Annotated in this window: 24 protein-coding genes and 1 pseudogene; 13 read left to right on the top strand and 12 right to left on the bottom strand. The window is 66.5% G+C overall.

Features of this window, described 5'->3' with window-relative positions; all coding sequences use genetic code 11:
* Positions 1–100 precede the first annotated feature (100 nt).
* Both AC3FKH_RS19545 and AC3FKH_RS19540 read left to right on the top strand, forming a co-directional pair.
* Positions 101–748 (top strand): TetR/AcrR family transcriptional regulator, encoded by a 648-nt coding sequence (locus AC3FKH_RS19545; protein ID WP_488677472.1) that lies wholly within the window; start codon positions 101–103, stop codon positions 746–748.
* 34 nt (positions 749–782) lie between these two features.
* Positions 783–1,742 (top strand): pirin family protein, encoded by a 960-nt coding sequence (locus tag AC3FKH_RS19540; protein WP_488677471.1) that lies wholly within the window; start codon positions 783–785, stop codon positions 1,740–1,742.
* A 24-nt stretch (positions 1,743–1,766) separates the two neighbouring features.
* Here the strand turns inward: AC3FKH_RS19540 and AC3FKH_RS19535 are convergent, their stop codons facing one another.
* Together AC3FKH_RS19535 and AC3FKH_RS19530 are read right to left on the bottom strand one after the other, a co-directional pair.
* Entirely contained in the window at positions 1,767–2,084 is a 318-nt protein-coding gene (locus tag AC3FKH_RS19535) for a DUF1840 domain-containing protein (protein WP_488677470.1), read from the bottom strand.
* A gap of 134 nt (positions 2,085–2,218) precedes the next feature.
* Complete coding sequence (locus AC3FKH_RS19530) at positions 2,219–2,677, bottom strand: universal stress protein (protein ID WP_488677469.1); 459 nt, start codon at positions 2,675–2,677, stop codon at positions 2,219–2,221.
* Between the two features lie 400 nt (positions 2,678–3,077).
* On the opposite strand from AC3FKH_RS19530, the gene AC3FKH_RS19525 reads away from it, so the two are divergent.
* From AC3FKH_RS19525 to AC3FKH_RS19500, 6 genes and pseudogenes are all read left to right on the top strand, one after another.
* The gene (locus AC3FKH_RS19525) at positions 3,078–3,359 is read left to right on the top strand and encodes a UxaA family hydrolase (RefSeq protein ID WP_483712250.1); all 282 of its coding nucleotides are present in this window, start codon (positions 3,078–3,080) and stop codon (positions 3,357–3,359) included.
* A 58-nt stretch (positions 3,360–3,417) separates the two neighbouring features.
* Positions 3,418–4,593, top strand: coding sequence for a UxaA family hydrolase (locus tag AC3FKH_RS19520; RefSeq protein ID WP_488677468.1), 1,176 nt, complete (start codon positions 3,418–3,420; stop codon positions 4,591–4,593).
* Positions 4,593–5,528 (top strand): hydroxyacid dehydrogenase, encoded by a 936-nt coding sequence (locus AC3FKH_RS19515; RefSeq protein WP_488677519.1) that lies wholly within the window; start codon positions 4,593–4,595, stop codon positions 5,526–5,528. Before AC3FKH_RS19520 ends, AC3FKH_RS19515 begins: the two co-directional genes overlap by 1 nt.
* Positions 5,525–6,541 (top strand): Ldh family oxidoreductase, encoded by a 1,017-nt coding sequence (locus AC3FKH_RS19510; protein ID WP_488677467.1) that lies wholly within the window; start codon positions 5,525–5,527, stop codon positions 6,539–6,541. The genes AC3FKH_RS19515 and AC3FKH_RS19510 overlap by 4 nt, the downstream gene beginning before the upstream one ends.
* 64 nt (positions 6,542–6,605) lie before the next feature.
* Entirely contained in the window at positions 6,606–7,631 is a 1,026-nt protein-coding gene (locus AC3FKH_RS19505; RefSeq protein ID WP_488677466.1) for a Bug family tripartite tricarboxylate transporter substrate binding protein, read from the top strand.
* 116 nt (positions 7,632–7,747) lie between these two features.
* Positions 7,748–8,485 (top strand): annotated as a pseudogene (locus tag AC3FKH_RS19500) (GntR family transcriptional regulator); the annotation flags it as partial.
* 108 nt (positions 8,486–8,593) lie between these two features.
* Here AC3FKH_RS19500 and AC3FKH_RS19495 read toward each other — a convergent pair.
* The 3 genes from AC3FKH_RS19495 to AC3FKH_RS19485 all read right to left on the bottom strand — a co-directional run bounded on the left by AC3FKH_RS19495 (position 8,594) and on the right by AC3FKH_RS19485 (position 11,327).
* Complete coding sequence (locus AC3FKH_RS19495) at positions 8,594–9,727, bottom strand: acyl-CoA dehydrogenase family protein (RefSeq protein WP_488677465.1); 1,134 nt, start codon at positions 9,725–9,727, stop codon at positions 8,594–8,596.
* Between the two features lie 13 nt (positions 9,728–9,740).
* Positions 9,741–10,934: an acyl-CoA dehydrogenase family protein gene (locus AC3FKH_RS19490; protein ID WP_488677464.1), complete on the bottom strand. Its 1,194-nt coding sequence runs from the start codon at positions 10,932–10,934 to the stop codon at positions 9,741–9,743.
* A gap of 168 nt (positions 10,935–11,102) precedes the next feature.
* A complete protein-coding gene (locus AC3FKH_RS19485; protein WP_488677463.1) occupies positions 11,103–11,327 on the bottom strand; it encodes a hypothetical protein in 225 nt (74 codons plus the stop codon).
* Between AC3FKH_RS19485 and AC3FKH_RS19480 the strand changes: the two genes are divergently transcribed.
* Both AC3FKH_RS19480 and AC3FKH_RS19475 read left to right on the top strand, forming a co-directional pair.
* The gene (locus tag AC3FKH_RS19480) at positions 11,236–12,750 is read left to right on the top strand and encodes a class I adenylate-forming enzyme family protein (RefSeq protein WP_488677462.1); all 1,515 of its coding nucleotides are present in this window, start codon (positions 11,236–11,238) and stop codon (positions 12,748–12,750) included. The genes AC3FKH_RS19485 and AC3FKH_RS19480 overlap by 92 nt on opposite strands.
* A gap of 77 nt (positions 12,751–12,827) precedes the next feature.
* Positions 12,828–13,796, top strand: coding sequence for a Bug family tripartite tricarboxylate transporter substrate binding protein (locus AC3FKH_RS19475; protein ID WP_488677461.1), 969 nt, complete (start codon positions 12,828–12,830; stop codon positions 13,794–13,796).
* A 598-nt stretch (positions 13,797–14,394) separates the two neighbouring features.
* On the opposite strand, the gene AC3FKH_RS19470 is transcribed toward AC3FKH_RS19475, so the two are convergent.
* The 5 genes from AC3FKH_RS19470 to AC3FKH_RS19450 all read right to left on the bottom strand — a co-directional run bounded on the left by AC3FKH_RS19470 (position 14,395) and on the right by AC3FKH_RS19450 (position 19,993).
* Complete coding sequence (locus AC3FKH_RS19470; protein ID WP_488677460.1) at positions 14,395–15,258, bottom strand: HTD2 family dehydratase; 864 nt, start codon at positions 15,256–15,258, stop codon at positions 14,395–14,397.
* Positions 15,259–15,274: 16 nt separating this feature from the next.
* Positions 15,275–16,111 (bottom strand): HpcH/HpaI aldolase/citrate lyase family protein, encoded by an 837-nt coding sequence (locus AC3FKH_RS19465; protein WP_488677459.1) that lies wholly within the window; start codon positions 16,109–16,111, stop codon positions 15,275–15,277.
* Between the two features lie 11 nt (positions 16,112–16,122).
* Positions 16,123–17,505, bottom strand: coding sequence for an MmgE/PrpD family protein (locus AC3FKH_RS19460; RefSeq protein WP_488677458.1), 1,383 nt, complete (start codon positions 17,503–17,505; stop codon positions 16,123–16,125).
* A gap of 110 nt (positions 17,506–17,615) precedes the next feature.
* Positions 17,616–18,815, bottom strand: a complete 1,200-nt coding sequence (locus tag AC3FKH_RS19455; protein ID WP_488677457.1) for a CaiB/BaiF CoA transferase family protein — start codon at positions 18,813–18,815, stop codon at positions 17,616–17,618.
* 8 nt (positions 18,816–18,823) lie between these two features.
* Complete coding sequence (locus AC3FKH_RS19450) at positions 18,824–19,993, bottom strand: acyl-CoA dehydrogenase family protein (protein ID WP_483732880.1); 1,170 nt, start codon at positions 19,991–19,993, stop codon at positions 18,824–18,826.
* Between the two features lie 775 nt (positions 19,994–20,768).
* On the opposite strand from AC3FKH_RS19450, the gene AC3FKH_RS19445 reads away from it, so the two are divergent.
* Positions 20,769–21,254 (top strand): DUF2628 domain-containing protein, encoded by a 486-nt coding sequence (locus tag AC3FKH_RS19445; protein WP_488677456.1) that lies wholly within the window; start codon positions 20,769–20,771, stop codon positions 21,252–21,254.
* A 31-nt stretch (positions 21,255–21,285) separates the two neighbouring features.
* On the opposite strand, the gene AC3FKH_RS19440 is transcribed toward AC3FKH_RS19445, so the two are convergent.
* A complete protein-coding gene (locus AC3FKH_RS19440; protein ID WP_483712226.1) occupies positions 21,286–22,188 on the bottom strand; it encodes a LysR family transcriptional regulator in 903 nt (300 codons plus the stop codon).
* A gap of 193 nt (positions 22,189–22,381) precedes the next feature.
* Here AC3FKH_RS19440 and AC3FKH_RS19435 point away from each other — a divergent pair, with 193 nt between their 5' ends.
* Both AC3FKH_RS19435 and AC3FKH_RS19430 read left to right on the top strand, forming a co-directional pair.
* On the top strand, positions 22,382–23,296 hold the full coding sequence (locus AC3FKH_RS19435; RefSeq protein ID WP_483712225.1) for an SDR family NAD(P)-dependent oxidoreductase: 915 nt from the start codon (positions 22,382–22,384) through the stop codon (positions 23,294–23,296).
* A 1-nt stretch (position 23,297) separates the two neighbouring features.
* A complete protein-coding gene (locus AC3FKH_RS19430; RefSeq protein WP_488677455.1) occupies positions 23,298–24,533 on the top strand; it encodes a CaiB/BaiF CoA transferase family protein in 1,236 nt (411 codons plus the stop codon).
* Positions 24,534–24,607: 74 nt separating this feature from the next.
* Here AC3FKH_RS19430 and AC3FKH_RS19425 read toward each other — a convergent pair whose 3' ends face one another.
* Entirely contained in the window at positions 24,608–25,768 is a 1,161-nt protein-coding gene (locus AC3FKH_RS19425) for an AraC family transcriptional regulator (RefSeq protein WP_488677454.1), read from the bottom strand.
* Between the last annotated feature and the right edge of the window lie 211 nt (positions 25,769–25,979).

Below are 25,979 nucleotides of genomic sequence, written 5' to 3'. Positions count from 1 at the left end.
ACGTCCTTGAATTCATAATCTTGATTATGTTTTTAAGACTAAAGACGCCTGTTAAGCTTGTCAACACTGGGAAAACACGGACACCAAGATTCCGGCCACGATGAAACAAGCCCTTACGCCCCTGGAAGGACAGGAAGGTTTTGCGGTACCGCGATACTCGCGCGGCAAGAAGACGACCGAGCGCTTGCTGGAAGCCGGGCGCCGCTTGTTGCGCGACCGCACGCTGGACCAGGTGCCGATCCAGGACATCTGTGCCCATGCCGGCGTGACCACGGGCGCGTTCTACAGCCGCTTCGATGGCAAGGAGAGTTACTTCCGTGCCTTGCAGACCTTGCTGGTGGCGCAGTTGCGCGAAGGGATGGAGCAGCGTGTCGCGCTGTTCGATGCCGGGCAGATGACGTTGCGCGAAGTGGTGGAATCGCTCGCGCGCAACAACCGCATGTGGGCGTACCGCAACGAGGGCGTGCTGCGCGCGTCGCTGATCGAGCGCGCCATTACCGGCGAAGACCCGCTCAAGCGCATGAACCAGGACTACGTGGAACTGGTGGTGCCGCGCCTGGCGCGACTGCATCCGCAGGGCGCCTCGCCCGAGTTGGAAACGCGCATCCGCTTTGCCTACCAGGCCATGGTCGGAACGCTGGTCTATACGCTGGTCAACCGGTCCGGTACGTACCGGTTGTCAGACCGCAGGCTCGAGGCGGAAATGGCGCGGGGGTTTTATCTCTACATCACGCAGGAGCTTGGGTAAGTGCGTGGTCCCGAAAGAACCAAGGAGAAATGCCATGAGTGATGTCACAGCGGACCGCAGCGTATCCCGGTCCAGCGATTGCCCGCCGTGCCCCGGCAACCCCGTGATGGAGCGCATCGCGACGCGCAAGGCCGAGGTCGGCGAACTGGCCATCCATCGCGCACTGCCCAGCCGCCAGCGCCGCATGGTCGGCGCCTGGTGTTTCCTCGACCATGCCGGCCCGATCGTGTTCGGGCCCGGCGATGGCCTGCGCGTCGGCCCGCATCCGCATATCGGCTTGCAGACCTTCACGTGGATGATCGAGGGCGAGGTCATGCACCGGGACAGCCTGGGCTCCGAGCAGGTCATCCGACCGGGGCAGGTCAACCTGATGACGGCGGCGCACGGCATCTCTCACGCAGAGGACTCCGTCACGCCGCAGGGCGGCGGCTTGCATGCGGCGCAGCTGTGGATTGCCCTGCCCGAAGACCGGCGCCATGGCAAGCCGGCGTTCAGGAACTATCCGGAACTGCCGGTTACCGCGCACGGCGGGTTCCGTGTCACGGTGCTGGTCGGGACGGCTTTCGGCGAAACATCGCCGGTCGAGGTGTTTTCCCCGCTGACCGGGCTTGACCTCACGGCCGATGGGGCGGCCCAGGCATCGTTGCCGCTTGACGAGGGGTTCGAGCACGCCGTGCTCGTGCTGAGCGGAGAGGCACGGATCGAAGGCGAGACGCTGGCGGCCGATACGCTGCTCTACCTGGGCACCGGGCGGGCGCAGCTCGACGTGCAATGCTCAGGGCCGGTGCGCCTGCTGGTGATCGGCGGCGCGCCGTTCGCGGAGGACATACTGGTGTGGTGGAACTTCGTCGCGCGCAACCAGGCGGAAATCGAAGCGGCCGCGCGGGACTGGAACAACGGCGATCCACGCTTCGGCAAGGTCACGGGAAGCCCGTCGCCGCAATTGGCGGCGCCGGACCTGACCGGCGTGCAGATCAGGCAGCCGGGGCGCTAGCGCGCGGGGTCCTGGCCGGGGGGCTCACACCCCCCAGAGGATATCGGCGTGCTCGCGTTGCGCGACCCGCATCATGTCGAGAAGCGGGTAGGCGCGTTGCGACAGCATGATGGGCTTGCGGTCGTCCCGGTCGGCATGGCCAGTCGCGCCGTCGTCGGGGGCATGAAGCGCCTTGTCTTCCGAGATCGCCGCTTCGAGCCTGCAGATGGCCTCGGGCAGTTCCTCGGCCGCGATGACGCCGCGCTCGCCGATGCGCTTGCCCAGGATGCCGAGCAGGTATTGCGCCAGGTCGCGCAGCATCGAGATATCCGGCGCCGCCGTCGAATGAAGGGTCACTAGCATGTCAGTTCCTCCTTGATCGGATGCGATGCGGCGCTCGTTTCGCCGAGCCCCCATGTCATCCACAACGTCTCACCGCTCCGGTGCGTGGACACGCTGCTTGCAAGGTTCTGTACGCAGCGGCCGACGCGCCGGCATCAGCCATCGCCGCCCTCCGGCTCGCCCTGGTCGATCGCCACCAGCACGCTGCAGGAAACCTTGTCCAGCAGCAGGCCGTTGCCATTGCCCGCCCACCATCGCTTGAGCACGCCGCAGCGGCTGTGCCCCACCACGATCAGGTCGACGTGCAAGGTATTGGCCATGCGGGCGATCTGGTCGATCGGGATGCCGGTCGCAAAATGCCCGGTGGTCTCGATGCCGCATGCCCGCAGCCGGTCGACACCTTCGCGCAGGATTCTCCGGGCGGATTGTTCCTCGACCATCTGCGCGTCGCCTGCCATGGCATCGAACCCCTGGATCCAGTAAGCGTGCTCGAGCACCGCCAGCAGGTGGGCCTCCGCGCCAAGCTGCCGCGCCAGATCGGCGCCGTAGCGAAGCGCCCGCCGGCCATCGCGTGATCCGTCATAGCAAAGCAGGATGCGTGAAAACAATGGCATTGCCGTTCCCCTTGATGGCAGTCAGCCTGCACGCCCCGCGCCACAGCGCCGACAGCATCCCTTCATCGTTAAATATATATCATGTTGTGATGTATTTTTCCGGCTGCGTTCGTGAAGCCTTGCAGGACGGAGATCGGTTCGGCAAAGCCGGACCGTAGTCACGACAGTATCCGGCAAGAACGGCGGCGGTGTCCGCGGCCGGGACTTGCCGCTGTCCTTTTCTTGATCGTTCGCTGGCTGCCGAATGCAGTGCGAACCACTTTGCGACCACACGCACCTCCGACACCCTGTCGGCAAACTCCCTATTCATCCAACTCATATATATGAGCTAGTTGACATGGACGAGAGCGTCTCCTAAGATGAATCCCGCAAACCACCCCACAACCCAGGAGACAACAAAATGATTCATGTCGTGCTGCATGACGCCAAGGACACCGTCGCGGTGGCTGTGGTGGAAGGCATCCAGGCGGGTACCCGGCTGAATGCGTGGATCATGGATGAGGACAAGGTCGTCACGGTGACGGCGCTCCAGCCGATTCCCATCGGCCACAAGGTGGCGTTGTGCGACATGGCCCCCAACGACACCGTCTTCAAGTACGGCGTCGACATCGGCAAGGTGGTGGCCCCGATCAAGGCCGGCGAGCACGCCCACGTCCACAACATCAAGACCAAGCGCTGGTAAGCCGCCGCGCCGCCGTCCCGAATCCACCACTATCCATTCCAAATCCGAGGGCCACGCCATGTCCGTGATCGACCAAAACACCACCTTCTGGGGCTACCGCCGCGACAATGGTCGCGTGGGTGTGCGCAACCACGTCATCATCCTGCCGCTGGATGACCTCTCCAATGCCGCCGCCGAGGCCGTGGCCGTCGCAATCAAGGGCACCATGGCGATTCCGCACCCGTACGGCCGACTGCAGTTCGGGCCGGACCTGGACCTGCACTTCCGCACGCTGATCGGCGCGGGCAGCAACCCGAACGTCGCCGCGGTGGTGGTGATCGGCATCGAGGACGGCTGGACCAAGCGCGTGGTTGATGGCATCGCCAAGACCGGCAAGCCGGTGGTCGGCTTCGGCATCGAGGGCCATGGCGATCACGAGACCATCATGCGGGCCTCGAAGGCGGCGAAGGAATTCGTGCAGTACGCCACCGCGCTGCATCGCGTGGAATGCCCGATCGGCGACCTGTGGGTGTCGACCAAGTGCGGCGAGTCGGATACCACGTCCGGCTGCGGCGCCAATCCGACCGTGGGCAACGCGTTCGACAAGCTCCATCCGCTCGGCACCACGCTGGTGTTCGGCGAGACCTCGGAGCTGACCGGCGGCGAACATATCGTCGCGGCGCGCTGCGCCAATGACGACGTGCGCCACGAGTTCATGGCCATGTTCGAGCGCTACCAGGGCATGATCGACCGCTGGAAGACCTCGGACCTGTCCGAGTCGCAGCCGACCAAGGGCAATATCGCCGGCGGCCTGACCACCATCGAAGAGAAGGCGCTCGGCAATATCCAGAAGATCGGCAAGAAATGCACGGTCGACGGCGTGCTCGACAAGGCCGAGGAGCCGACCCATCCGGGCCTGTGGTTTATGGATTCGTCGTCCGCGGCGGCCGAGATGGTGACGCTGTGCGCCGCCGCAGGATACGTCGTCCATTTCTTCCCGACGGGCCAGGGCAACGTGATCGGCAACCCGATTGTCCCGGTGATCAAGCTCTGCGCGAACCCGCGCACGGTGCGGCTGATGAGCGAGCACATGGACGTCGACTGCTCCGGCCTGCTGCAGCGCGAGCAGACGCTGGACCAGACCGGCGACAAGCTGCTCGAATGCATGCTGGCAACGGTCAATGGCCGCTGGACGGCAGCCGAGGCGCTCGGCCACCGCGAGTTCGTGCTGACCCGCATCCACGAGTCCGCATGATGAAGCGCATCTGCATCAGCGAGTTCATGGACCCGGCCGCGGTGCAGGCGCTCACGCCCGGCTTCGACGTGCGCTACGAGCCGGGCTGGGTGGACCAGCGCGGCGCCTTGCTCGACGCGCTGCCCGGGGCCGATGCGCTGATCGTGCGCAACCGCACCCAGGTCGACGCGGCGCTGCTGGAGCGGGCACCCGCGCTGCGCGTGGTCGGGCGGCTTGGCGTCGGGCTCGACAATATCGACGTCGCGGCGTGCCGCGACCGCGGCATCCGCGTGATTCCGGCCTCGGGCGCCAACGCGCGCTCCGTGGCCGAATATGTGGTGACCACGGCCGCGATGCTGCTGCGCGGCGCCTATGCCAGCAGCGCGGAGTTGGCCGATGGCAAGTGGCCCCGTGCGCGCCTGTCGGAAGGGCGCGAGGCATTGGGCAAGACGCTGGGCCTGGTCGGCTTCGGCGATATCGGCCGCCAGGCCGCCGCGCTCGCGCAGGCGTTCGGCATGCAGGTGGTGGCGCATGACCCGATGCTGTCCGCTGACGATGCGGTCTGGTCCGCCACCGGGGTGGAAGGCGTTGCACTGGATGCGCTGCTGGCGCGGTCCGATGCAGTGAGCCTGCATGTCCCGCTGGTGGCCACCACGCGGCACCTGATGAATCCGCCGCGCATTGCCGCCATGAAGCCCGGGGCGGTGCTCATCAACACGGCGCGCGGCGGTGTCGTGGACGAGGCCGCGCTGGCCCGCGCGCTGCGCGACGGACACCTGGGCGGCGCCGCGCTCGACGTGTTTGAAGCCGAGCCGCTGCCCGCGGACAGCGTGCTGGCAGGCGTGCCCAACCTGGTGCTGACGCCGCATATCGGCGGCGTCACGCGCGAGGCCAATGCCCGCGTGTCGATGATGATCGCCGCGCAGGTGCGGCAAACGCTGGAGACCCTGTCATGAGCCGAGTCCCGATGGGGCAGCTGGAAGCGCTGGCGCGGGCCGCCTTGCGCCGGGCCGGAGCGAGCGCCTTGCAGGCGCAGGCCACGGCGGCGGCGCTGGTGCGGGCCGATGCCATGGGCCTGGCCTCGCACGGCGTGTCGCGTGTGCCGATGTACGTCGGGCACCTGCGCCATGACCGTGTCGACGGGCAGGCGGTGCCAGTGGTGCGCAGCGTCCGTGCCAGCGCGGCGCTGGTCGATGCCGGGAGCGGGTTTGCCTTTCCGGCCTGCGAGCTGGCGATCGCCGAGGCCATGCGGCGCGCGCGCGACACCGGCGTGGGCGTCGCCGCCGTCACCAACAGCCACCACTTCGGCGCCGCCGGGTTGCCGCTCGATACCGTGGCCCGCGCGGGCATGGTGGGCATCGCAATGGGCAATTCGCCGGCGGCGATGCCGGCCTGGGGCGGCAAGCGACCGCTGTTCGGCACCAACCCGATTGCGGCAGCGTTTCCGCGGCCGGGCCGGCAGCCGGTCCTGATCGACCTGTCGCTGTCTGAAGTCGCGCGCGGCAAGATCATGGTCGCGGCCAGGCAGGGCAAGCCGATTCCGCTCGGCTGGGCGCTCGACGAAGATGGGCAGCCGACCACCGATGCGCAGGCGGCGCTGCGCGGCTCGATGCTGCCTGCCGGCGGCGTCAAGGGCGCCATGCTGGCGCTGATGGTGGAACTGCTGGTGACTACGCTCGCCGGCGCGCAGTTTGGCGCGGAAGCGGATTCGTTCTTCACCGATGCAGGCAACCGGCCGCGCATCGGGCAACTGTTCCTTGTACTTGACCCGGGCGCGTTCGCGGGATCGGATGTCTATGGGGAACGGGTCGAGGCGCTGATGCAGGCGATGCTGGGCGATGAGGGCACGCGATTGCCTGGCGCGCGGCGTTACACGCTGCAGTCGGAAGCGCAGGAACATGGCATTGAAGTACCGGAAGCACAGTTGGCCGAACTGCTGTCGCTCGCCGGCGAGGAGGTGAAAGCGTAGGTTATTCCCCATCGACAACGGACCCGCCAGGAAGCGGGCCGGCGACCCCCAACGGAGACACACCATGCATCGAGGCTCGATTCGCCCGGCGTTCAGGCTGGCTGCCCGCGCGCTTGTAGCGTTGTCCGCAGTATCGACGTTCGCGTGGCTGGCGCCCTCGCCAGCGGCGGCACAGGGAAGCGTTCCGGTCCCGGCCGCCAATGACTATCCGAACAAGCCGATTCGCTATGTGGTGCCGTTCTCGGCCGGCGGGCTGACGGACATCATGGCGCGGCTGGTCGGCCAGCAGTTGTCGGAGGAGTGGAAGAAGCCGATCGTGGTCGACAACAAGCCCGGCGGCAATGCCAATATCGGCGCCGACCAGGTCGCCAAGTCGCCGGCGGATGGCTACACCTGGCTGGCCGTCACGCTGACGCATGCTTCCAACGCGACCCTGTTCCCGAAGCTGCCGTTCAGCATGCAGAAGGACCTGGTGCCGGTGGTGCGCATTGCGTCGTCGCCGATGCTGGTGGTCGTGCCGGCGAATTCGCCGGTCAAGTCGATGAAGGATCTCGCCGCCGCGGCGCAGAAGGCCAGGCTCAATGCCGGCTCCAGCGGCAACGGCACGCCGCCGCACCTGACGCTGGCACTGTTCGAAAGCCAGACCCGCGCCAGTTTCACCCATGTCCCGTACAAGGGCGGCGCGCCGTCGATGACGGACCTGATCGGTGGCCAGCTCGACGTGGTGTTTTCCAATTTCCCGGAATCCATCGCCTATGTGAAGGGCGGCAAGCTGCGCGCGCTGGCGGTCACGACGCGTGAGCGGCATCCGCAACTGCCCGATGTCCCGACCGTGGCCGAAGCCGGGTTCCCGGAACTCATCGTCGAGAACTGGACGGGCCTGATGATGCCGGCGGGAACCCCGCGGCCCATCGTCGAGAAGGTCGCCGCTTCGGTCGGGCGCCTGGTGCAGACCGACGCCATGCGCGAGCGCATCGTGGCGGCGGGCTTCACGCCGGCGCCGCAGAATCCCCCGTTCAACGAGTACTTCAATACCGAGGTCACGCGCTGGGCGAAGCTGATCGAGGAGAAGCAGATACGGGTCGAATAGGCGCGCAAGGGCGGCGCCGCCGGGCAGCGGCTTGATATCATCCGGCCTTGTTTTATCGGAATTGCATGGCGCGGCCGTCCGGGCCGCCCGGCACGCTTATCTCAGGGGATCCTAACGTGGGCGCGAGATTTGACGCAGGCAGCGCCATCGGCGGTGTCCTGTACAAGGATGTGAAGCAGGCAATACTCGCCGCACTGGCGGAAGGCGAGTGGAAGCCGGGCGAGGTCATTCCGTCCGAACGCAAGCTGATCGAGCGCTTCGGCGTGTCGATCGGCACGCTGCGCAAGGCGATTGACGAACTGGTGGCGGAGAACATCATGATCCGCCATCAGGGCCGCGGCACCTTCGTGGCCACGCATCGGCAGGAAGACCATTTTTTCCGCTTCTTCCGCATCGTCCGGCAGGACGGACATCGTGAATTTCCGACCGTGCAGCTGGCCAGGTTCCGCCGGGCCAAGGCGGACAAGGAAGAGGCCGCCGCGCTGGCGCTGGCAGTGGGCGCAGCCGTGTTCCGCTTCACCAACGTGCTGTCGCTCGAAGGCAAGCCCGTCATGATCGACGCCATCACGGTGCCGGAAGAACGCTTCAAGACGCTGACGGAAAAGCAGCTGCGCGAGCGCCCGAACACGCTGTACAACTTCTACCAGGATGCATTCGGCATCAACATCATCCGCACCGAGGAGCGCATGCGTTCCGCGCTGGCCGACGAGGATGACGAGGCCTTGCTGGGCGTGCCGGTCGGCACTTCGCTGCTGAAGATCCTGAGGGTGGCCTCGTCGTATCACGACGAGCGCATCGAATATCGGGTTTCGCGCGTCGATACCAGCAGCCACGAGTTCGTGCTGGCGCCCCCCGCAACTGCGGCGGGGCGACGGCGCCCGGAAAGGTCGGGTACCCGTTCGCCGCGCGAGACGGCGCTCCTTGCGATTCGCAGGAGCGCCGCCGGTCTGGCTACACTGGCCTCAGGCCGCGGTTTCCATCACCTCGCCGAAACGCTGCAGGTGATAGTCGCTGTCGCCGAGCAACTGGTCGAGCATGGTCAGGCGCTTGAAGTAATCGCCCACGGCCAGCTCGTCGGTCATGCCCATGCCGCCATGCAGCTGCACCGCTTGCTGGCCGACATAGCGGCCGGCACGTGCCAGCGTGACCTTGGCCGCGGACAGCATGCGGCGGCGGCGGGCCGGATCGGTTTCGTCCATGGCCTGCACGGCCACATAGGCCATCGACAGGGCCAGCTCCTTCTGCACCAGCATGTCGGCCATGCGGTGCTGCAGCGCCTGGAACGCACCCAGCGGCTTGCCGAACTGCTGGCGCGTGCCCAGGTACTCGCCGGTGATCTCGATCAGCTTTTCCATCGCGCCCGCGCCTTCGGCGCACAGCGCGGCCACGCCGTGCTCCATGCCCAGGCCCAAAGCTGCCAGGCCGTCGGCCGGCTGGCCCACCAGCGCATCGGCGCCCACGGTGACGTTCTGCAGCGACAGGTCGGCGGCGCGCAGGCCGTCGATGGTCGGGTAGCCGGTCACGGTCAGGCCGGCGCTGTCACGCGGCACCAGGAACAGGGCAACTTCGTTGCTGCCGGCAATGCGCGCGGTCAGCAGGTAGGCATCGGCCGAGGCGCCGTGCCAGACCAGGCTCTTGGTGCCGTTCAGCACGTAGCCGCTGCCGCTGCGTTCGGCGCTGGCGCGCGCGGTCTCGGGACGGTAGCGCGTGGTCGGCTCAAGATAGGCCAGCGTGACGATGCGCTCGCCGCCGGCGATGGCCGGCAGCCATTCTTCCTTCTGCTGCTGGCTGCCGTAGGCCGAGAGGATCGCCGCCGACATCACGCCGCTCGGCGTGACCGGCTCCAGCACCAGGCCGCGGCCCAGTTCGCGCTGCACCACGAGCTGGCTCGCGGCGCCTTCGCCGAAGCCGCCGAAGTCGGCCGGCACGGTCAGGCCCAGCACGCCCATTTCGGCCAGCTTGTTCCACAGGTTGCGGTCCAGCGCCTCGCCGGCACGCGCGCTCTTGCGGCGCGCGTCGAAGGTGTATTCGGTATCGATGAAGCGGCGCAGGCTGTCCGCCAGCATCTGCTGCTCTTCGCTGTAGGTGAAGTCCATGTCTGCTATCCCTTCAGAAACCCAGGATCATCTTGGAGATGATGTTCTTCTGCACTTCGGTGGCGCCGCCGTAGATCGAGGTCTTGCGCATGTCGTAGTAGGTCGACGACGCCGAAGCGGCCCAGTCCGGAGCCGAGCCCGGCTGCTCGGCGCCCGGCTCGAGCCAGTCCGGCGAGTACGGCCACGCGTTGGGGCCGGCGACTTCCATCATCAGCATGGCCAGGTCCTGCTGGATCTCCGAGCCGCGGATCTTGACGATCGAGGCCTCCGGGCCAGGCTGGCCGCCCGATTGCGTGGCCACGCGCAGCAGCAGCATTTCCAGCGCCATGATGTCCATCTCGATGCGCGCGATCTTGTCGCGCATGCGCACGTCCTCGATCAGCGGGCGGCCGGCGCCGTCGGTGGCCTGGCTCGCGTAGTGCTTGAGCTGGCGCAGTTCGCGGTGGCAGTGGCCGATGCCGGCAATGCCGGTGCGCTCATGGCCGAGCAGGTACTTGGCGTAGGTCCAGGCCTTGTTCTCTTCGCCGAGCAGGTTCTCGACGGGCACTTCCACGTCTTCGAACCAGGTCTCGTTGACGTCGTGGCCGCCATCGAGCGTCTTGATCGGACGCACCGTCACGCCGGGCGACTTCATGTCGATCAGCAGCATCGAGATGCCTTCCTGGGCCTTGGCCTCGGGGTCGGTGCGGACCAGGCAGAAGATCCAGTCGGCGAAGTGGGCCATGGTGGTCCACGTCTTCTGGCCGTTGACGATGTACTTGTCGCCCTTGCGCACGGCGCGGGTCTTGAGCGAGGCCAGGTCCGACCCGGAGCCCGGCTCCGAATAGCCCTGGCACCAGAAGTCATCGACGTTGGGGATGCGCGGCAGGAAGTATTCCTTGTGCGCCTGGCTGGCGTACTTCATCAGCACCGGGCCGATCATGGTCAGGCCGAACGGCAGCATGCGCGGGGCGCCGGCGCGCAGGGTCTCGATCTCGAAGATCAGGCGCTGCAGCGCGCTCCAGCCGGTGCCGCCCCATTCCTTGGGCCAGGTCGGTGCGCCCCAGCCGTGCGCGTTCAGGATGCGGTGCCAGCGGACGTAATCGTCCTTCTCGATACGCTGGTGGTTCAGCACCTTGTTGCGGATGTCCTCCGGCAGATTGGCCTGGACGAAAGCCCGGACTTCTTCGCGGAAGGCCTGTTCCTCAGCGGTAAAACGCAAATCCATCTGAATGTCCCCTGTGGTACGCGGGCCGCATGGCGTATGCGCGGCGGCCCTTCACTGTGCGGGCCGATTGTATGAGGGGCTTTCGATTCGGTTCTTCATCAATGGCAAAGGTGACCTTCGGACCGGCGGAACCGTTGCGCTGGGGAGACGGCCGTGCCGAAGACGGCCTTAGCGAATTCGAAATGGATTAGCGGGGATACATGGCGCAAACTTCGTGGCCTGCAGCAAGTGCGTTCTGGTGCATTCTTCGACGCATTCGCGCATTCGCCGTACCCCCACTCCCGACCGAGCAGCGAGCATCATGTCTTCCTTCCGCCCCGAGTTCATCCACGACATTCCCCGCCACTGGGCCACGCAGACGCCGCAGGCGCCGTGCCTGCACGAGAGCGGCAACGTGATCAGTTATGGCGACCTGTGGCGCCGCATCGAGACCACGCGCGACTGGCTGGCCGCACGGGGCGTGGGCGAGGGTGACCGCGTGATCGTGGTGGGCGAGAACTGCAACGAGATGATCGTCACGATGTTCGCCTGCAGCGCGCTGCAGGCGTGGCCGATCCAGATCAACGCACGCCTGTCGGCGCGCGAGATCGACAATATCCGCGACCATGCGCAACCGGTGCTGGTCCTGTTCACGGGGCATGTCTCCGATGTCGCCGCCGCGCACGGACGCAGGCTGGACGCCAAGGCGGCAGATTGCGCGGTGTTTGCCGACGGCATGACCGTGGTGCGCGCCACGACCACGCCGGACCGCGTGCCCGCCGAACAGGCGCGCAAGGTGGCCACGCTGATCTATACCTCCGGTACCACCGGTGCGCCGAAGGGCGTGATGGTGCCGCACGAAGGCCTCACGCACTTCGCCCGTATTTCCGCGACCTCCCGCAACATGGGGCCGGCCGATGTCGCCTACGGCGCGCTGCCGATGTCGCACATCTTCGGCATTGCCACCGTGCTGCTGGCCACGCTGTATGGCGGCGCGAGCCTGTTCGTGCGCCCCCGCTTCGATGCGGACGAGGTCTTCGCGGCGCTCGATGCGCCGGGGATCACCATCCTGCAGGGCGTGCCCACCATGTTCACGCGCATCATGGCGGTGGCGCAGCAACGCGAGCGCAAGGCCTATCCGCGCCTGCGCTATCTCTACACCGGCGGCGCGCCGCTGGATCCGACCCTGAAGGGCGACGTCGAGGCGTACTTCGGCCAGCCGCTGCACCATGGCTACGGCATCACCGAATACGCCGGATCGCTCTTTATCACGCGCATGGAGGCGCCGCGCGCCGATTGCTCGGCCGGCTACATCGTCGAAGGCGTGGAGATCAATATCACCGATGGCGAAGGCAATGCGCTGCCCGCCGGCGAGCGCGGACAGATCCGCGTGCGCGGTCCGGGCGTGATGCTTGGCTACTATCGCAACCCGGAGCAGACCGCCGAGGCGCTGCTGCCCGGCGGCTGGCTCAATACGGGCGACCTGGGTTACCTGGACACCGATGGCGCGCTGTTCATCTCGGGCCGCTCCAAGGACCTGATCATCCGTTCGGGCTTCAACGTGTACCCGATCGAAGTGGAGTCCGTGATCAACGCGTTCCCGGGCGTGCGCCAGTCGGCCGTGGTCGGCCGCAACACCAGCGACGGCAATGAAGAGGTGGTGGCTTTCATCGAGATGCAGGACGGCGTCGAACCCGATCGTGCCAAGCTCGATGCCTACCTGCGCGACAGCCTGGCGCCGTACAAGCGCCCGGCCGAAGTGCGCGTGATCGACGTGATTCCCACGACGGCCAGCGGCAAACTGCTGAAGCAGCCGTTGCGTTCGCTGCTGGGCTGACGCCTGGCGACGTTTTCTTTTCCCGCTGGCAGCCTGTGTCCGGCGGGGAACACAAAGCAAATCCTGGAGGAGACAAGATGAAACGTTGGATGACCATTGCCGCGATGATGGCCACCCTGCTGCACGGTGCAGCCTGGGCGGCGGATGCGTATCCGTCGCGCCCGATCAAGCTGATCGTGGGTTATGCGCCTGGCGGCCCCGTCGACACGGCCGCGCGCATCTACGCCGACCAGCTCGGCCGCGCGTTGCGCCAGCCGGTGGTGGTGGACAATCGCGCCGGCGCGAGCGGCGCCATTGCCGCCGACCTGACCGCGAAGTCCGCACCGGACGGCTACACGCTGTACTTCGTCGCCAGCCCGACCATGACCATGACGCCGCTGATCCAGCGCTCGGTCAATTTCAACCCGCTCAAGGACTTCACCTACATCGGCCTGATCACCGACTACACCAATGTGTTGCTCGTGAACAAGGACTTTCCGGCGAAGAACGTTGGGGAACTGGTCGACTACGCGCGCAAGCATCCGGACGACGTGACGTTCGGCTCCGCCGGCGTCGGCGCTTCCAACCACCTGTCGGCCGAACTGCTCGCGCAGATGAGCCACGTGAAGATGCTGCATGTGCCGTACAAGGGCAACTCGCCGGCCATGGCCGATGTGATGAGCGGCAAGGTGACGTTCATGTTCGACATCACCGGTACCGCGATCGGCCACATCAACGGTGGCAAGGTGCGGGCGCTGGCGGTGACGTCGAAGACGCGCAATCCGGCATTGCCGAACGTACCGACGATGATCGAATCGGGCCTCAAGGACTATGACCTGACCGGCTGGTATGCCCTGATCGGGCCGCAGAAGCTGCCTGCCGACGTGGTCGACAAGCTGGTCAAGGCACAGAAGGCGATCGGCGATGATCCGGCGTTCAAGCAGCGCATGGTTGCTGGCGGCTACGACCTCAACATTTCCGGCCCCAAACCGCTGGCGGATCGTATTCAGCGCGAACTGACGCTGTGGGGCGGGGTCGTCAAGACGGCGAAGATCCAGGCCGACTGAGTATCGGGAGCGGATTCTGATTCGCTTCCGAACCACTGCCGAAGCGCCGCCTCGTTGGGCGGCGCTTTGCATTTAGGGCGGGGCGGTTGTTCCTTCGGTATCCCCAGATTCCCAAAGAAACGGTTCTTCGGCGAATTGGGAGGCGTTGTTCTTGGCAGGCGCTGCTGTTTCGCCGGCGTAGCCGGCGACCTACTTTCTTGTCCGAGCGACAAGAAAGTAGGCAAAGAAACGCGTTTACTTGTCCTAACGGACGAATATTGATCGTAGCGTGCAAAGAATTTCGTACGGGTACTCGCTTCAGAGCGTGCCCGGCTGCCTGCCGCGTGGAGCGCGACCGCATGCAGGCTCTCCAACAATGATTGAACGAGCCCCGAAACTGTCCGTGGCCCGACACTGCACGTCATATCGCATCATCGCCTTCGGCTGCTGCGCGGCTCAGTAGTCGGCTGGTCGGGGGCATCACCAGCGAAACAGCCGCGCCTGCCAAGCAAGACGTCCCCCCAATTCAGCGAAGGGCCAAAGAAAAACGGCAAGTCGCAAGACTTGCCGTTCCTCAATGCCATGGCGGCCCGCGGACGGGCCTCACGCCATCCTGCTATCAACCTTCGATTTCGGCCCAGCCTTGCATGGCCTGGCCGCCCGCATCGTCGCCGGTCCACAGGATCAGCTTGCCGGCCTGCGCCGGATCCGCCGTGCCACCAACGGTAATGATGTCCTGGTCGAACAGCGGCGCCAGCCCGCGGAAACCAAAGCGGCGCACACGTGCCTGCGGCTGCTCGCGCGCCACCAGGTCCAGCATCAGCATGGCCTGCATCGGGCCGTGCACCACCAGGCCCGGATAGCCTTCGACCTCGCGCGTGTAATCGCGATCGTAGTGGATCCGGTGGCCGTTGAACGTCAGCGCGGAATAACGGAACAGCATCACCGGATCGGCACGCAGCGTTCGCTGCCATTGCGCCGTGTGCTCCAGGCGCGGCCGCGGTGGCTGCGGCTTGCCGACTTCCGGCATGGCACGGTAGACGATGTCGTGGCGCTCGCGCACCGCGACCTGGCCATCGACCGTCAGTTCGTGGTCGACTGCCACGAACCACAGCTCACCGGTGCGGCCGGCTTTATGCTGGACATCCTTGATCGTCGACGTGCGCGTCACCGTATCGCCGACACGGATCGGACGCTCGAATGACAGCTCGCTGCCGGCCCACATGCGGCGCGGCAGCGGCACGGGCGGCATGAAGCCGCCGAGGGTCGGGTGCCCGTCGGCGCCGATATCGCGCTGCGGCGCGCGCGGCAGGAAATAGAGCCAGTGCCACAGCGGCGGCAGCGGTCCGCGCACCACGGCTTCCGGGTCCAGGTCAAAGGTGGCGGCAAGGCCGGTCACCGGCTCCGGTGTCAGCGTTTCGGTACGCGATTCGCTGCGGCCGATCCAGGTGCGCAGGTGCTCGAGTTGGGAGTTCTGGGTCATGACAAAGCCTTTATGTTCAGAGCGCCGACGGTTGCGCCAGCGCGATCAGCCGGCGGGCTTGCTCGATGACGGGGCGATCCACCATCTTCCCATCAACCTGCACGGCATGGCTGCCGCTGGCGGTCGCTTCCAGCACGCGCCGCGCCCAGTCGAGCTGTTCGGGCGAGGGCAGGAAGCCCGCGCGGACCGCGCCGAGCTGGGCCGGGTGGATGCAAAGCTTGCCGGCAAAGCCGAGCGCGCGCGCATAAGCGACATCGTCGGCAAGTACGGACTCGTCCTTCAGCGCGGTGGTGACGCCGTCGACCGGAGGCGGCAGCCCTGCCACGCGCGACGCCAGCACGATGCGCGCACGCGCATACGCCAGGGCGTCGCGCGTGTGGCTGCAGCCGAGATCGACCGCATAGTCGAGCGAGCCGAACGCCAGCCGCGCGACACCGCTGGCCGTCGCCACGGCATCGACCTGATGCAGGCCCAGCGCGGTTTCGATGATGGCGATCAGTTCGGCTTCCGGGTTAATGCCGTGCAGGACTTCCGTAATCGCCGCGAGCGCGGCCGGATCTTCCGCCTTGGGCACCATCAGCGCCGCCAGCGGCGTTCCCTTGGGCAGAGCGCGCAGCCACGCCATGTCGGCGGCAAAGCCGGAGGCGGCACTGTCGTTGATGCGCACGCAGGCGTTGGCGGCAGGGCCTGCAGCCAGCCAGGCCGCGATGGCCTCGCGAGCCGCCGGCTTGGCGTCCGGATGCACGGCGTCCTCGAGATCGAGGACCATCACATCCGGCTTCGCCGCGGCGGCCTTGTCGAAGCGTTCGGGCCGGTCGCCCGGCACGAACAGGTAGGTTACAGCAGTGGACATGGTCGTGTGCCTTAGCGTGCGGCAGGCAGCCAGTCGTTCACGTTCGGCGCGCTTTCCAGTGCCCACACGCGCGCGATGATCGTGCGCATCTCGGCCTCGGTCGCGCCGTGGCGGAACGCACCAAGCTGCAACGCCTTGGCTTCGAGTTCGGGGCGCGACAGCGTGTTATCGGGGTCGCCCTTGGGCACGTCGACGCGCGCGGCCAGCGTGCGGCCGTCGGTGGTGCGTACCGTCACGCGGCCGATCCACTGGCGCGGATAAGCGGCGTTGATCTCGTCGTCGAGCTCCATCTCCACCTTGCCGCGGAAGTCAGCCACCTTTGCGTCCTGCAGCGCGTAATCCTCGAACTCGGGCAGGCCCGCGTGTCCATGCACGGCAACCAGGCCCAGCACGGTGCCCATCGAGAACTTGGCCTGGTGAATGGTGGTCGGGTTGACCACGGGGCCGAGCACGTCGATGGCGCCCTGGTGCACATGCGTGGTGACGCTGGCGATCTGGCCGGCGGCGACGCCCTCGCGCTGCATCAGCACCTTGAGCGCATCGGCGGCCGGATGCGTGTGGCGGCACGAGGCGAAGAACTTGAACGAGGTTTCGGCGGTGGCCCAGCGCGTGCCCAGGCCATCGATCAGCCAGGCCGGGTTGGCGTCGCTCGACATGCCCGCGGCCATGCCCTGGGCGCCTTCGAGAATCTGCTTCGCACCGGTGAAGCCGGCGCGTGCCAGCCATGCGGACTGCAGCCCGTCGGCGGCGGCCTTCGCAGTGTGCAGCTGCTTGGAGTCGGCGGCGTCGCGCAGGAATTCCCACAGGCCGGCAGCTTGCGTGCCGGCCGAACCCAGCGCCTGGTTGATGCCTTCGGCGTCAAGGTTGTACAGCTTGGCGACTGCCGCGGCGGCAGCCAGCGTGCCGACCGTGCCGGTGGTGTGGAAGATCCGGTAGTGCGACCGGCCCATGAATTCGCCGATACGGATGCCGGCCTCATAACCGGCGATGGAGGCCAGCAGTACTTCGGCGCCGGTCTTGCCTTCGGCTTGCGCGGCAGCGACCACGGCCGGGAACACCACGGCTGCCGGGTGCAGCACCGAGCCGTTGTGCACGTCATCCTGCTCGACCACGTGCGACGAAGCGCCGTTGATCAGCGCGGCAAAGTACGGCGAGGTGCGGCGGCGGTCGACGAAGACTTCGGCGTCGCCCGTAGACGGGCCCATGGCCGCCGCGAATTCCTGGATCTTGCGCACGGCGGGGGCGTCCTTGCCAGCAATGGCCGAGGCGATCCAGTCCAGGAACAGGTCCTTGGTGCGCTCGATCACAGGTGCGGGCACGTCGGCCAGCGTGAAACGGGCCAGGAATTCGCAAAGCTGGCGGGTCGGATAGGAGTGGTCTGCGGGTTGGCTCATGCCGTCTCCGGAGATAGTTGGCTGGGCTCGGCCGCTTGCGGCCTTGCGGGGATCAGGATCCTCTCCCGATGCGGGAGAGGACGGCGGGAACGGACGTTGCTCGAACGTCCTCAGACAGTCTTCTTGTTCACCAGTGCGTCGATGTCGCCATCGCCATAGCCCAGTTCAGCCAGGATGCTGCGGCTGTGCGCGCCCAGTGCCGGCACATCGCCCATGACGGGCTCCACGCCCGACAGGTTGGCCGGCGGCAGCAGCGCGTCGATCGGGCCCGCCGGCGTGGCGACTTCGCGCCAGCGCTGGCGCGCCTGAAACTGCGGATGGTTCCACACGCCTTCGATGTCGTTCATCGGGGCATTGGCGATCTGCGCCTGGTCCAGCAGCGCCTCCGCCTGCGCCACCGTCAGCGACGCAAAGCGTGCTTCGATGAGCGCGGTGAGTTCGGGGCGGTTGCTGACGCGGGCGGTATTGCTGGAAAAGCGTGCGTCCTGCGCGAGTTCGCGGTTGCCGAGCACGATCTCGCAGAAATTAGCGAATTCGCGCTCGTTCTGCACGCTGAAGATCACGCTGCCATTGGCGGTGCGATGAATCCCATACGGCGCGATGGTCGGGTGCGACGCGCCAACGCGCGCCGGCGCCTTGCCGCCGTAGTGACCGAAATAGAGAACCTGGTTCATCCACTCGGCCATCGCCTCGAGCATGGTCACTTGCACGCGCAATCCCTTGCCGGTGCGCCCCCGTTGCAGCAGTGCCGACAGGATGCCGCTGTACGCGTACATGCCGGCCGAAATATCGGCGATCGAAACACCGGCGCGCGACGGCTCGTCCGGGCCGCCGGTCAGGCCCACGAGGCCGGCGGCGGCCTGGATCAGCAGGTCATAGGCCTTCTTGTCGCGATAGGGGCCGGAGTCGCCATAACCGGAGATGTCGCAGACGATCAGCTTCTCGTACTTGCCGTGCAGCGTGTCGAAATCCAGCCCCATGCGCGCGGCGGCGCCCGGCGCGAGGTTCTGCACCAGCACGTCGGCATCGGCCAGCAGGCGGTGCAGGATGGACTGCGCCTCTTCATCCTTCAGGTCCAGGGTCAGGCTTTCCTTGCCGCGGTTGAGCCAGACGAAGTACGAAGCCTGTCCGTGCACGGACTTGTCGTACCCGCGCGCGAAGTCGCCCACGCCGGGGCGTTCGATCTTGATGACGCGGGCCCCGAGGTCCGCGAGCTGGCGCGTGGCGAACGGCGCGGCCACCGCGTGTTCCAGCGACACCACGCGGATGCCGTCGAGCGGGCGAATGCCGTTGGGCGTAGATGCAGTCATGCGCGGCCTCAGAACGAACGCGGCAGTTCGAGCACGTGCTCGGCCACGTAGGACAGGATCAGGTTGGTGGAGATCGGCGCGACCTGGTACAGGCGCGTCTCGCGGAACTTGCGCTCGATGTCGTATTCCGCCGCGAAGCCGAAGCCGCCGTGCGTCTGCAGGCAGACGTTGGCTGCTTCCCACGACGCATCGGCCGCGAGCAGCTTGGACATATTGGCTTCCTTGCCGCACGGCTTGCCGGCGTCGAACAGCGCGGCGGCCTTGTAGCGCATCAGGCTGGCGGCTTCCACATTGACGTAGGAGCGCGCGATCGGGAACTGGATGCCCTGGTTCTGGCCGATCGGACGGTCGAACACGACGCGCTCGCGCGCATAGTTGCTGGCGCGCTCGACGAACCAGTAGCCGTCGCCGATGCACTCGGCCGCAATCAGGATACGCTCGGCGTTCATGCCGTCGAGGATGTACTTCAGGCCCTTGCCTTCCTCGCCGATCAGGTTCTCGGCCGGCACTTCGAGATTGTCGAAGAACAGCTCGTTGGTCTCGTGGTTGACCATGTTGCGGATCGGGCGGACCGTCAGGCCCTTGCCGATGGCTTCGCGCAGGTCCACGACGAACACGGACAGGCCTTCCGACTTGCGCTTGACCTGGTCCAGCGGCGTGGTGCGTGCCAGCAGCAGCATCAGGTCCGAGTGCTGCACGCGCGAAATCCACACCTTGGAACCGTTGACGACGTACTTGTCGCCCTTGCGCACGGCCGTGGTCTTGAGCTTGGTGGTGTCGGTGCCGGTGGTCGGCTCGGTCACGGCCATCGACTGCATACGCAGCTCGCCGGAGGCGATGCCCGGCAGCCAGCGCTTCTTCTGCTCGTCGGAACCATGGCGCAGCAGGCAGCCCATCACATACATCTGGCCGTGGCAGGCGCCGGAATTGCCGCCGTTGCGGTTGATTTCTTCCATGATGACCGAGGCCGCCGTCAGCGACAGGCCGGAACCGCCGTAGGCCTCGGGAATCAGGGCGGACAGCCAGCCCGCCTGGGTTAGCGCCTGGACGAATTCCTCGGGAAAGCCGTTCTGTTCTTCAACGCGCTGCCAGTAGGCCGAATCGAAACCCGCGCAAAGGCTGCGCACGGCTTCGCGGATTTCCGGGAAAAGCTGGTCTTGATCCTGATCTGCAAACATGGGGGTAGGCCCGGTCGATTTGAATGGGGCCATTATTCCCGAGGGCCCATGGGCCCGAAATTCGGATTTGCGAAAGAGCGGCTTAGGTGCGGCTTAGGTGCGGCTTAGGTGCGGCTTAGGTGCGGCGCATCGGCGACTCGCACGGGAAGCAAGACGCCCGGCGAACCGGGCGTCCTTTCAAGCGAGTAACAAGTAACGGCGGGCAGCACATCAGTGCATGAACAGCCAGATCAGGATCAGCACGAGAGCCGGTACGCCGAGAAGCCAGGCAATGATATAGGGCATGTTGGTTCTCCTTCCTTTTCTCCACGCTTCCACGATAGAAGGAGCGGCGGCTGCGCCGTGTCCGGACCAATCCGTTTGCACTGTAGGACGGCACCGCATCGCGCACGCGACAGGCGCGTTCGCCACGCCTCACCAATATTGATGATGATCCGGCGCCGATGATCGGCCACAATGCACGAGCGGGCACATTGGCGACGATAGGGCGTCACATGCGACCCGCGAAAAAGCAGGGGAAGCGAAAACGGACCACGTCCTCGCCCGGCGCAAGGGGCCGACCGATGTCGGTGAGACGGAACGATGTCCGTGAGGGGCGTAGACGGCGCGCCCGGCGGCACTCGACGTGCCGCCGGGCAAGGCCGCGCGGATGTGCGCCCGTGACTGCCACCCAGATCGCTCCATCTGCGCGCCAGCGCACGATTGGCGCGCCAGCTCAAGCCTATGCTCTGGCAGAGGTCCGTCGTCGGGACCCACTGCAGTCAGGGGGCAAGGCATGAAAGCAATCATCAGCGACGAAGCGGCGCTGGCCGTGTTCGTGGGACCGCGGTTCGCGTACTACCGCAACAAGTGGCAGCTCGCCGGGTCGCGCAACGGCATGTCGTGGAACTGGGCGGCGTTCCTCTTCGGACCGTTCTGGATGGCCTACCGCCGCATGTACTGGCAGGTCGGCGTTTACGCCATCATCCTCTGCGCCGAACCGGTGCTGCATGCGCTGTTCCAGATCCGCATGCCGGTCGTGCTGTCGCGGCCGCTGCTGTATGCCATGGCGCTGCTGCTCGGTTTCTATGGCAACCAGCTTTACCGCTGGCATGCGGAATCGACGGTTCAACGGCTGCGCGAATACCACTGGTCGCCGGAACTGGTCAACGACTCGCTGGCGCGTTGTGGCCGCACCAGCTGGTCCGGCGTGGCGATCATGGCTGTGCTGATCGCGGTCATGGTCATCTCGCTGCGGCCGCTCGCCGGGCTGGCGGCCTGACCCCCCGGGCAACGGCCATGCATTGCCAACCCTATACGGGCTCGCGGGCGGCGTCGACCAGGTACTGGATCAGGGTTTCGGCGAATTGCGGCAGTTCGCGTCCCGGGCGGCGGCACAGGCGCAATTCGCGGCGCGCCCATTCGTCTTCCAGCGAAATGAAGCGCAGCACCTTGCGGCTGGCGTAGCGGCGCGCGCAGCTGTTGGGCACGATGGCGATGCCGGCGCCGGCCTCGACCATGCGGCAGACGGCGTCGAAGCTGCCGACCTGGATGCGCAGGCTGATGCGCTTGCCCATGCCTCTGGCGATGCGGTCCAGGAACGACTGGATCGCGCTGAACTGGTTCAGGCCGACAAAGCGGCAGGTGTCGAGCAGGTCGGCGAAGTGCAGCCGCTTGAACTGCGGCAGCGGGTGGTTGACCGGCGCGATCACGATCAGCTCATCGCTGCACAGGTGCATCACATCGAGGTCCTCGGTGGCGACTTCGCCCGCCACGATGCCCAGGTCCGCCGCGCCGGCACTGACCGCGGAGACGATTTCCTGCGACAAGTGCTCTTCCAGTTCCACGTCTACGTCAGGGTTTTCGCTTAGAAAGCGCGACAACCCGGTCGCCAGGAAGGAGTTGGTAGCGGTCGTATTGGCGAGCAGGCGAACCTTGCCCTTGACGCCCTTGGCATAGGGGCGCAGGTCGGAGTGCAGGCACTCCAGCTCGCGAAACACCTCGCGCGCATGGCGCAGCAGGGCATCCCCAGCGGGGGTCAGCCTGACGCCCTTGACCTGGCGGATCAGCAACTGAGTCTGGAACGCCTCTTCCAGTTGCTTGATGCGCGTGCTGGCCGCCGGCAGGGACAGGAAACTGCGCTCCGCCGCGCGAGTCAGGTTCTCCGTTTCACCGACGTTGAGGAAAAGGCGCAGGTCGGTCAGGTCGTAATGCATGGGGTTCCGTCAGGCCAAAGGCCACTTTTGCGAATCGTGAATTCCAATGTCTCAGCCGACAATTTATCGTATCTGGCGTGGCAATAACATCTGGACATGATTGTCCGCGCCTGGCATGGCCGTCGCGGACAAGCCGTTATTGTCGCCAGAAACGCGGTCCGGTGACCGGGAAAGTATTCAGAGGAGCAACGCAATGAGCGGTTTGATGGCAGGCAAGGTAGCGCTGGTAACGGGCGCAGGTGGTGGTATCGGGCGCGGTATCGCGCTGGCGATGGCAGCCGCCGGCGCCAAGGTCGTGGTCAACGACCTTGGGGTCTCGATGTCCGGCGAAGGTGGCGATGCCGGCCCCGCACAGCGCGTGGTGGATGAAATCCGTGCGGCCGGCGGCGAAGCCGTGGCCAATACCGACAGCGTATCGACCTGGAACGGCGCCAATGCCATCGTGCAGTGCGCGCTCGACAACTTCGGCCGCATCGACGCCGTGGTCAACAACGCCGGCAACCTGCGCGACCGCATGTTCTTCAAGATGAACGAAGAGGAATGGCGTTCGGTGATCGATGTGCACCTGCACGGCACCTTCTTCGTGAGCCGTGCCGCGGCCAACTACTTCAAGGACCAGGAAGGCGGCGCCTTCGTGCACATGACCTCGACCTCGGGCCTGATCGGCAACCTGGGCCAGGCCAACTACTCGGCGGCCAAGCTGGGCATCGCCGCGCTGTCGAAGTCGATCGCGCTCGACATGCAGCGTTTCAACGTGCGCTCGAACTGCATTGCGCCGTTCGCATGGAGCCGCATGACCAGTTCGATCCCGGCCGAAACGCCGGAAGAAAAGGCCCGCGTGGCCAAGCTGCAGAAGATGGAAGCCGGCAAGATCGGCCCCGTCGCGGTCTACCTGGCCAGCCCGTCGGCGGCCGAGGTCAACGGGCAGATCTTCGCGGTGCGCGCCAACGAAATCATCCTGATGAGCCAGCCGCGCCCGGTGCGCTCGGTGCACATGAGCGAAGGCTGGACGCCGGAATCGATCGGCGAGATCGCCATGCCGGCCATGCGCAACAGCTTCTTCAAGCTCGAGCGCTCGCCCGACGTGATCAGCTGGGACCCGATCTGAGATGGCGGCCGCCATGCAGGGCGCGCTGGCCGGCGTCCGGGTGCTCGACCTGTCGCGCATCCTGGCCGGGCCCTGGTGCGCGCAGAACCTGGCGGACCTTGGTGCCGAAGTCATCAAGGTGGAACGTCCACGGGTCGGCGACGACACGCGCTCGTGGGGCCCGCCGTGGCTGCCGGACGCTGACGGACAGCCGTCGCGCGATGCCACCTACTTTGCCGGCGCCAATCGCGGCAAGCAGTCGCTGACGCTGGATATCGCCAGTCCGGAAGGGCAGGCGGTCGTGCGCGACCTGGCGGCCAAGTCGCATATCGTCCTGGAGAACTACAAGGTCGGCGACCTGAAGCGCTATGGGCTCGACTACGAGAGCCTGAAGGCGATCAACCCGGCGCTGGTCTATTGCTCGATCACGGGCTATGGCCAGACCGGACCGAGCGCGCACAAGCCAGGCTACGACTTCATCTTCCAGGGCATCGGCGGATTGATGAGCGTGACCGGCGAGCGCGACGACCTGCCCGGCGGCGGACCGCAGAAGGTCGGTGTGGCGGTGGTGGACATGCTGACCGGCATGTACGCGACCGTGGCCGTGCTGGCGGCGCTGCGGCATGCCGAGCGCACCGGCGAGGGCCAGCATATCGACATGGCGCTGCTCGACGCCGTGGTGGCGGTGGGCGCGACGCCGATCATCGCCCAGCGCATCACCGGCCAGGCCATGCCGCGCTACGGCAATGCCCACGCCAACATGGTGCCGTACCACGTGTTCGCCACGGCGGACGGCTACATGATCGTCGCGGCCGGCAATGACGGCCAGTGGCAGGCGTATTGCCGCGGCATCGAACGTCCGGACCTTGCCGCAGACGAGCGCTTTGCCACCGGCCCGGGGCGCATCATCCACCGCGAGGTGCTGGTGCCGATGCTGGAAGACCATATGCGCACCCGCGCCACCGCGCACTGGGTGGAGGCACTGGAAGCGCAGGGCATTCCGTGCGGGCCGATCAACGACTATGCGCAGGTGCTGGAAGACCCGCAGGTCCGCCATCGCGAACTGCAGGTCGACCTGGTGCGCAAGGATGGCGCCATCTGCCCGACCGTCAAGAGCCCGCTGCGGCTTTCGGCGACGCCGGTGCAGTACGACGCGCCGCCGCCGCGCCTCGGCGAACATACCGAGCGGATCCTGGGCGAGGTGCTGGGCTTGTCGGCGCAGCGGATTGCTGCGCTGCGGGAGCAGGGCGTGGTCTGAGCACGCGCGCAAGCGTCCCACAGCAAAAGGCCGGCGATGACCTTGTCATCGCCGGCCTTTTTTCTTCCCCGTTGTCAGGCTTCGGCGCTTGCCAGTTGCATGCCGCGCTGGCGGTATTCGCCCGGTGCCACGCCGGTCCATTTCTTGAAGGCGCGATGGAAGGTGCTCGGCTCCGAAAAGCCCAGCCGCAGCGCAACTTGCTGCAGCGTCAGGCCGGAACGCTCGAGCATGCCGATTGCCACATCGCGCCGCAGGCTGTCCTTGATGTTCTGGTAGCCGCGCCCTTCGTCGCGCAGGCGGCGGCGCAAGGTTTGCGGCGTCAGGCGCAGCATCTGCGCCATCTGCTCCAGCGAAGGCAGTTCGTCGTCCAGGTGCGAGCGCAGGTGAAGGCGGATGCGCTCTGCCAGGCAACTGTTGTCGCGGTAGCGCACCAGCAGGTTGTGCGGGGCTTCGCTCAGGAACTCGTCCAGGCCGGTGGTGTCCTGCATCACCGGCAGCCGCAGCCACGCGGCATCGAAGTGCAGCGCCGTGCAGGGCTGGCTGTATTGGACCGATGTATTGAAGACGCGCTCGGTGTCGGTCTGCCCGGTGGGGGGCCGCGCGCTCAGGTCGACGCGCGACAGTGGCACGCGCCGCGCCACCAGCCAGTTGATCAGGCCATACGCGTGGAACACGAACGTCGACTCGGCAAAGACCTGGCACGGCGATGCCGGCGCATGCGCGTGCAGGCGCACGGAAACCGTCTTGCCATCGTCGGAGCGGTGCAATCTGGGCGTGAAGTCGCCGATATGCAGCCGGTACTGGCGCAAGCCGGCCTGGATGGCCTCTTCCAGCGTCGTGCAATGGATCATCGCCCTGGCGGCCTGGGCGAAGACGCCGGGTGGCACGGGGCGGCTCAGCAGGCCCCACAGCTCGTCGCGCGTGATGCGGCGCAGCGAGCGGATCAGCGCGGCGTACTGGTCCTGGGTGACGCGCGCGGCGGGCGACGCCAGCAGTGCGGGCGAGATGGCCGAACGGCGCAGCAGGGCTTCGATGTCGCAACCGAGCCGGTGTGCGCCGAGCAGGATCTGCTGGACGTGGTGGATGGCGATGGTATGGCGGGCCGGCGCGGGCGCCGCGGCCGGTGCCGCCATGACGGCGCCGGTGACGCCGGCCAGCACCGGACCCGGCGCGGCGATGCTGCGCGGCATGCCCGGCACGGAATGCCGGTGAGCGGGCGTGGCAACGATGTGCATGAGTCTCCTCGTCGTTCTGGGGCGGTGCCCGACTTTGCCCCCCTTCGTATGGCGGCATGTCGGCCTGGGTCAGACCTTATCGCGGCCCGGTGGCGCCGCACAATCGGGATTTGCCAAAGCCTGCCTTCCATCTGAGCAGTTCGGCCAATCATTTTGGGTCGTCTGGTCATTGTCCGGACCGCCCCCGATCGCGCACTCTTTCGCTGTGGAA

The organism is Cupriavidus sp. 21MJTG02-4 (assembly GCF_057798975.1).
The sequence above is the reverse complement of the archived record's forward strand: the minus strand, read 5'-3'. Positions and strand labels throughout refer to the sequence as shown.

Coding starts and splice junctions, on each gene's coding strand:
- AC3FKH_RS19515 (WP_488677519.1), top strand. CDS start 4,593: ATGAAGCGCATCTGCATCAGCGAGTTCATGGACCCGGCCGCGGTGCAG.
- AC3FKH_RS19520 (WP_488677468.1), top strand. CDS start 3,418: ATGTCCGTGATCGACCAAAACACCACCTTCTGGGGCTACCGCCGCGAC.
- AC3FKH_RS19530 (WP_488677469.1), bottom strand. CDS start 2,677: ATGCCATTGTTTTCACGCATCCTGCTTTGCTATGACGGATCACGCGAT.
- AC3FKH_RS19545 (WP_488677472.1), top strand. CDS start 101: ATGAAACAAGCCCTTACGCCCCTGGAAGGACAGGAAGGTTTTGCGGTA.
- AC3FKH_RS19430 (WP_488677455.1), top strand. CDS start 23,298: ATGGCGGCCGCCATGCAGGGCGCGCTGGCCGGCGTCCGGGTGCTCGAC.
- AC3FKH_RS19440 (WP_483712226.1), bottom strand. CDS start 22,188: ATGCATTACGACCTGACCGACCTGCGCCTTTTCCTCAACGTCGGTGAA.
- AC3FKH_RS19465 (WP_488677459.1), bottom strand. CDS start 16,111: ATGTCCACTGCTGTAACCTACCTGTTCGTGCCGGGCGACCGGCCCGAA.
- AC3FKH_RS19435 (WP_483712225.1), top strand. CDS start 22,382: ATGAGCGGTTTGATGGCAGGCAAGGTAGCGCTGGTAACGGGCGCAGGT.
- AC3FKH_RS19490 (WP_488677464.1), bottom strand. CDS start 10,934: ATGGATTTGCGTTTTACCGCTGAGGAACAGGCCTTCCGCGAAGAAGTC.
- AC3FKH_RS19510 (WP_488677467.1), top strand. CDS start 5,525: ATGAGCCGAGTCCCGATGGGGCAGCTGGAAGCGCTGGCGCGGGCCGCC.
- AC3FKH_RS19540 (WP_488677471.1), top strand. CDS start 783: ATGAGTGATGTCACAGCGGACCGCAGCGTATCCCGGTCCAGCGATTGC.
- AC3FKH_RS19525 (WP_483712250.1), top strand. CDS start 3,078: ATGATTCATGTCGTGCTGCATGACGCCAAGGACACCGTCGCGGTGGCT.
- AC3FKH_RS19505 (WP_488677466.1), top strand. CDS start 6,606: ATGCATCGAGGCTCGATTCGCCCGGCGTTCAGGCTGGCTGCCCGCGCG.
- AC3FKH_RS19455 (WP_488677457.1), bottom strand. CDS start 18,815: ATGACTGCATCTACGCCCAACGGCATTCGCCCGCTCGACGGCATCCGC.
- AC3FKH_RS19535 (WP_488677470.1), bottom strand. CDS start 2,084: ATGCTAGTGACCCTTCATTCGACGGCGGCGCCGGATATCTCGATGCTG.
- AC3FKH_RS19445 (WP_488677456.1), top strand. CDS start 20,769: ATGAAAGCAATCATCAGCGACGAAGCGGCGCTGGCCGTGTTCGTGGGA.
- AC3FKH_RS19450 (WP_483732880.1), bottom strand. CDS start 19,993: ATGTTTGCAGATCAGGATCAAGACCAGCTTTTCCCGGAAATCCGCGAA.
- AC3FKH_RS19425 (WP_488677454.1), bottom strand. CDS start 25,768: ATGCACATCGTTGCCACGCCCGCTCACCGGCATTCCGTGCCGGGCATG.
- AC3FKH_RS19470 (WP_488677460.1), bottom strand. CDS start 15,258: ATGACCCAGAACTCCCAACTCGAGCACCTGCGCACCTGGATCGGCCGC.
- AC3FKH_RS19495 (WP_488677465.1), bottom strand. CDS start 9,727: ATGGACTTCACCTACAGCGAAGAGCAGCAGATGCTGGCGGACAGCCTG.
- AC3FKH_RS19460 (WP_488677458.1), bottom strand. CDS start 17,505: ATGAGCCAACCCGCAGACCACTCCTATCCGACCCGCCAGCTTTGCGAA.
- AC3FKH_RS19475 (WP_488677461.1), top strand. CDS start 12,828: ATGAAACGTTGGATGACCATTGCCGCGATGATGGCCACCCTGCTGCAC.
- AC3FKH_RS19480 (WP_488677462.1), top strand. CDS start 11,236: ATGTCTTCCTTCCGCCCCGAGTTCATCCACGACATTCCCCGCCACTGG.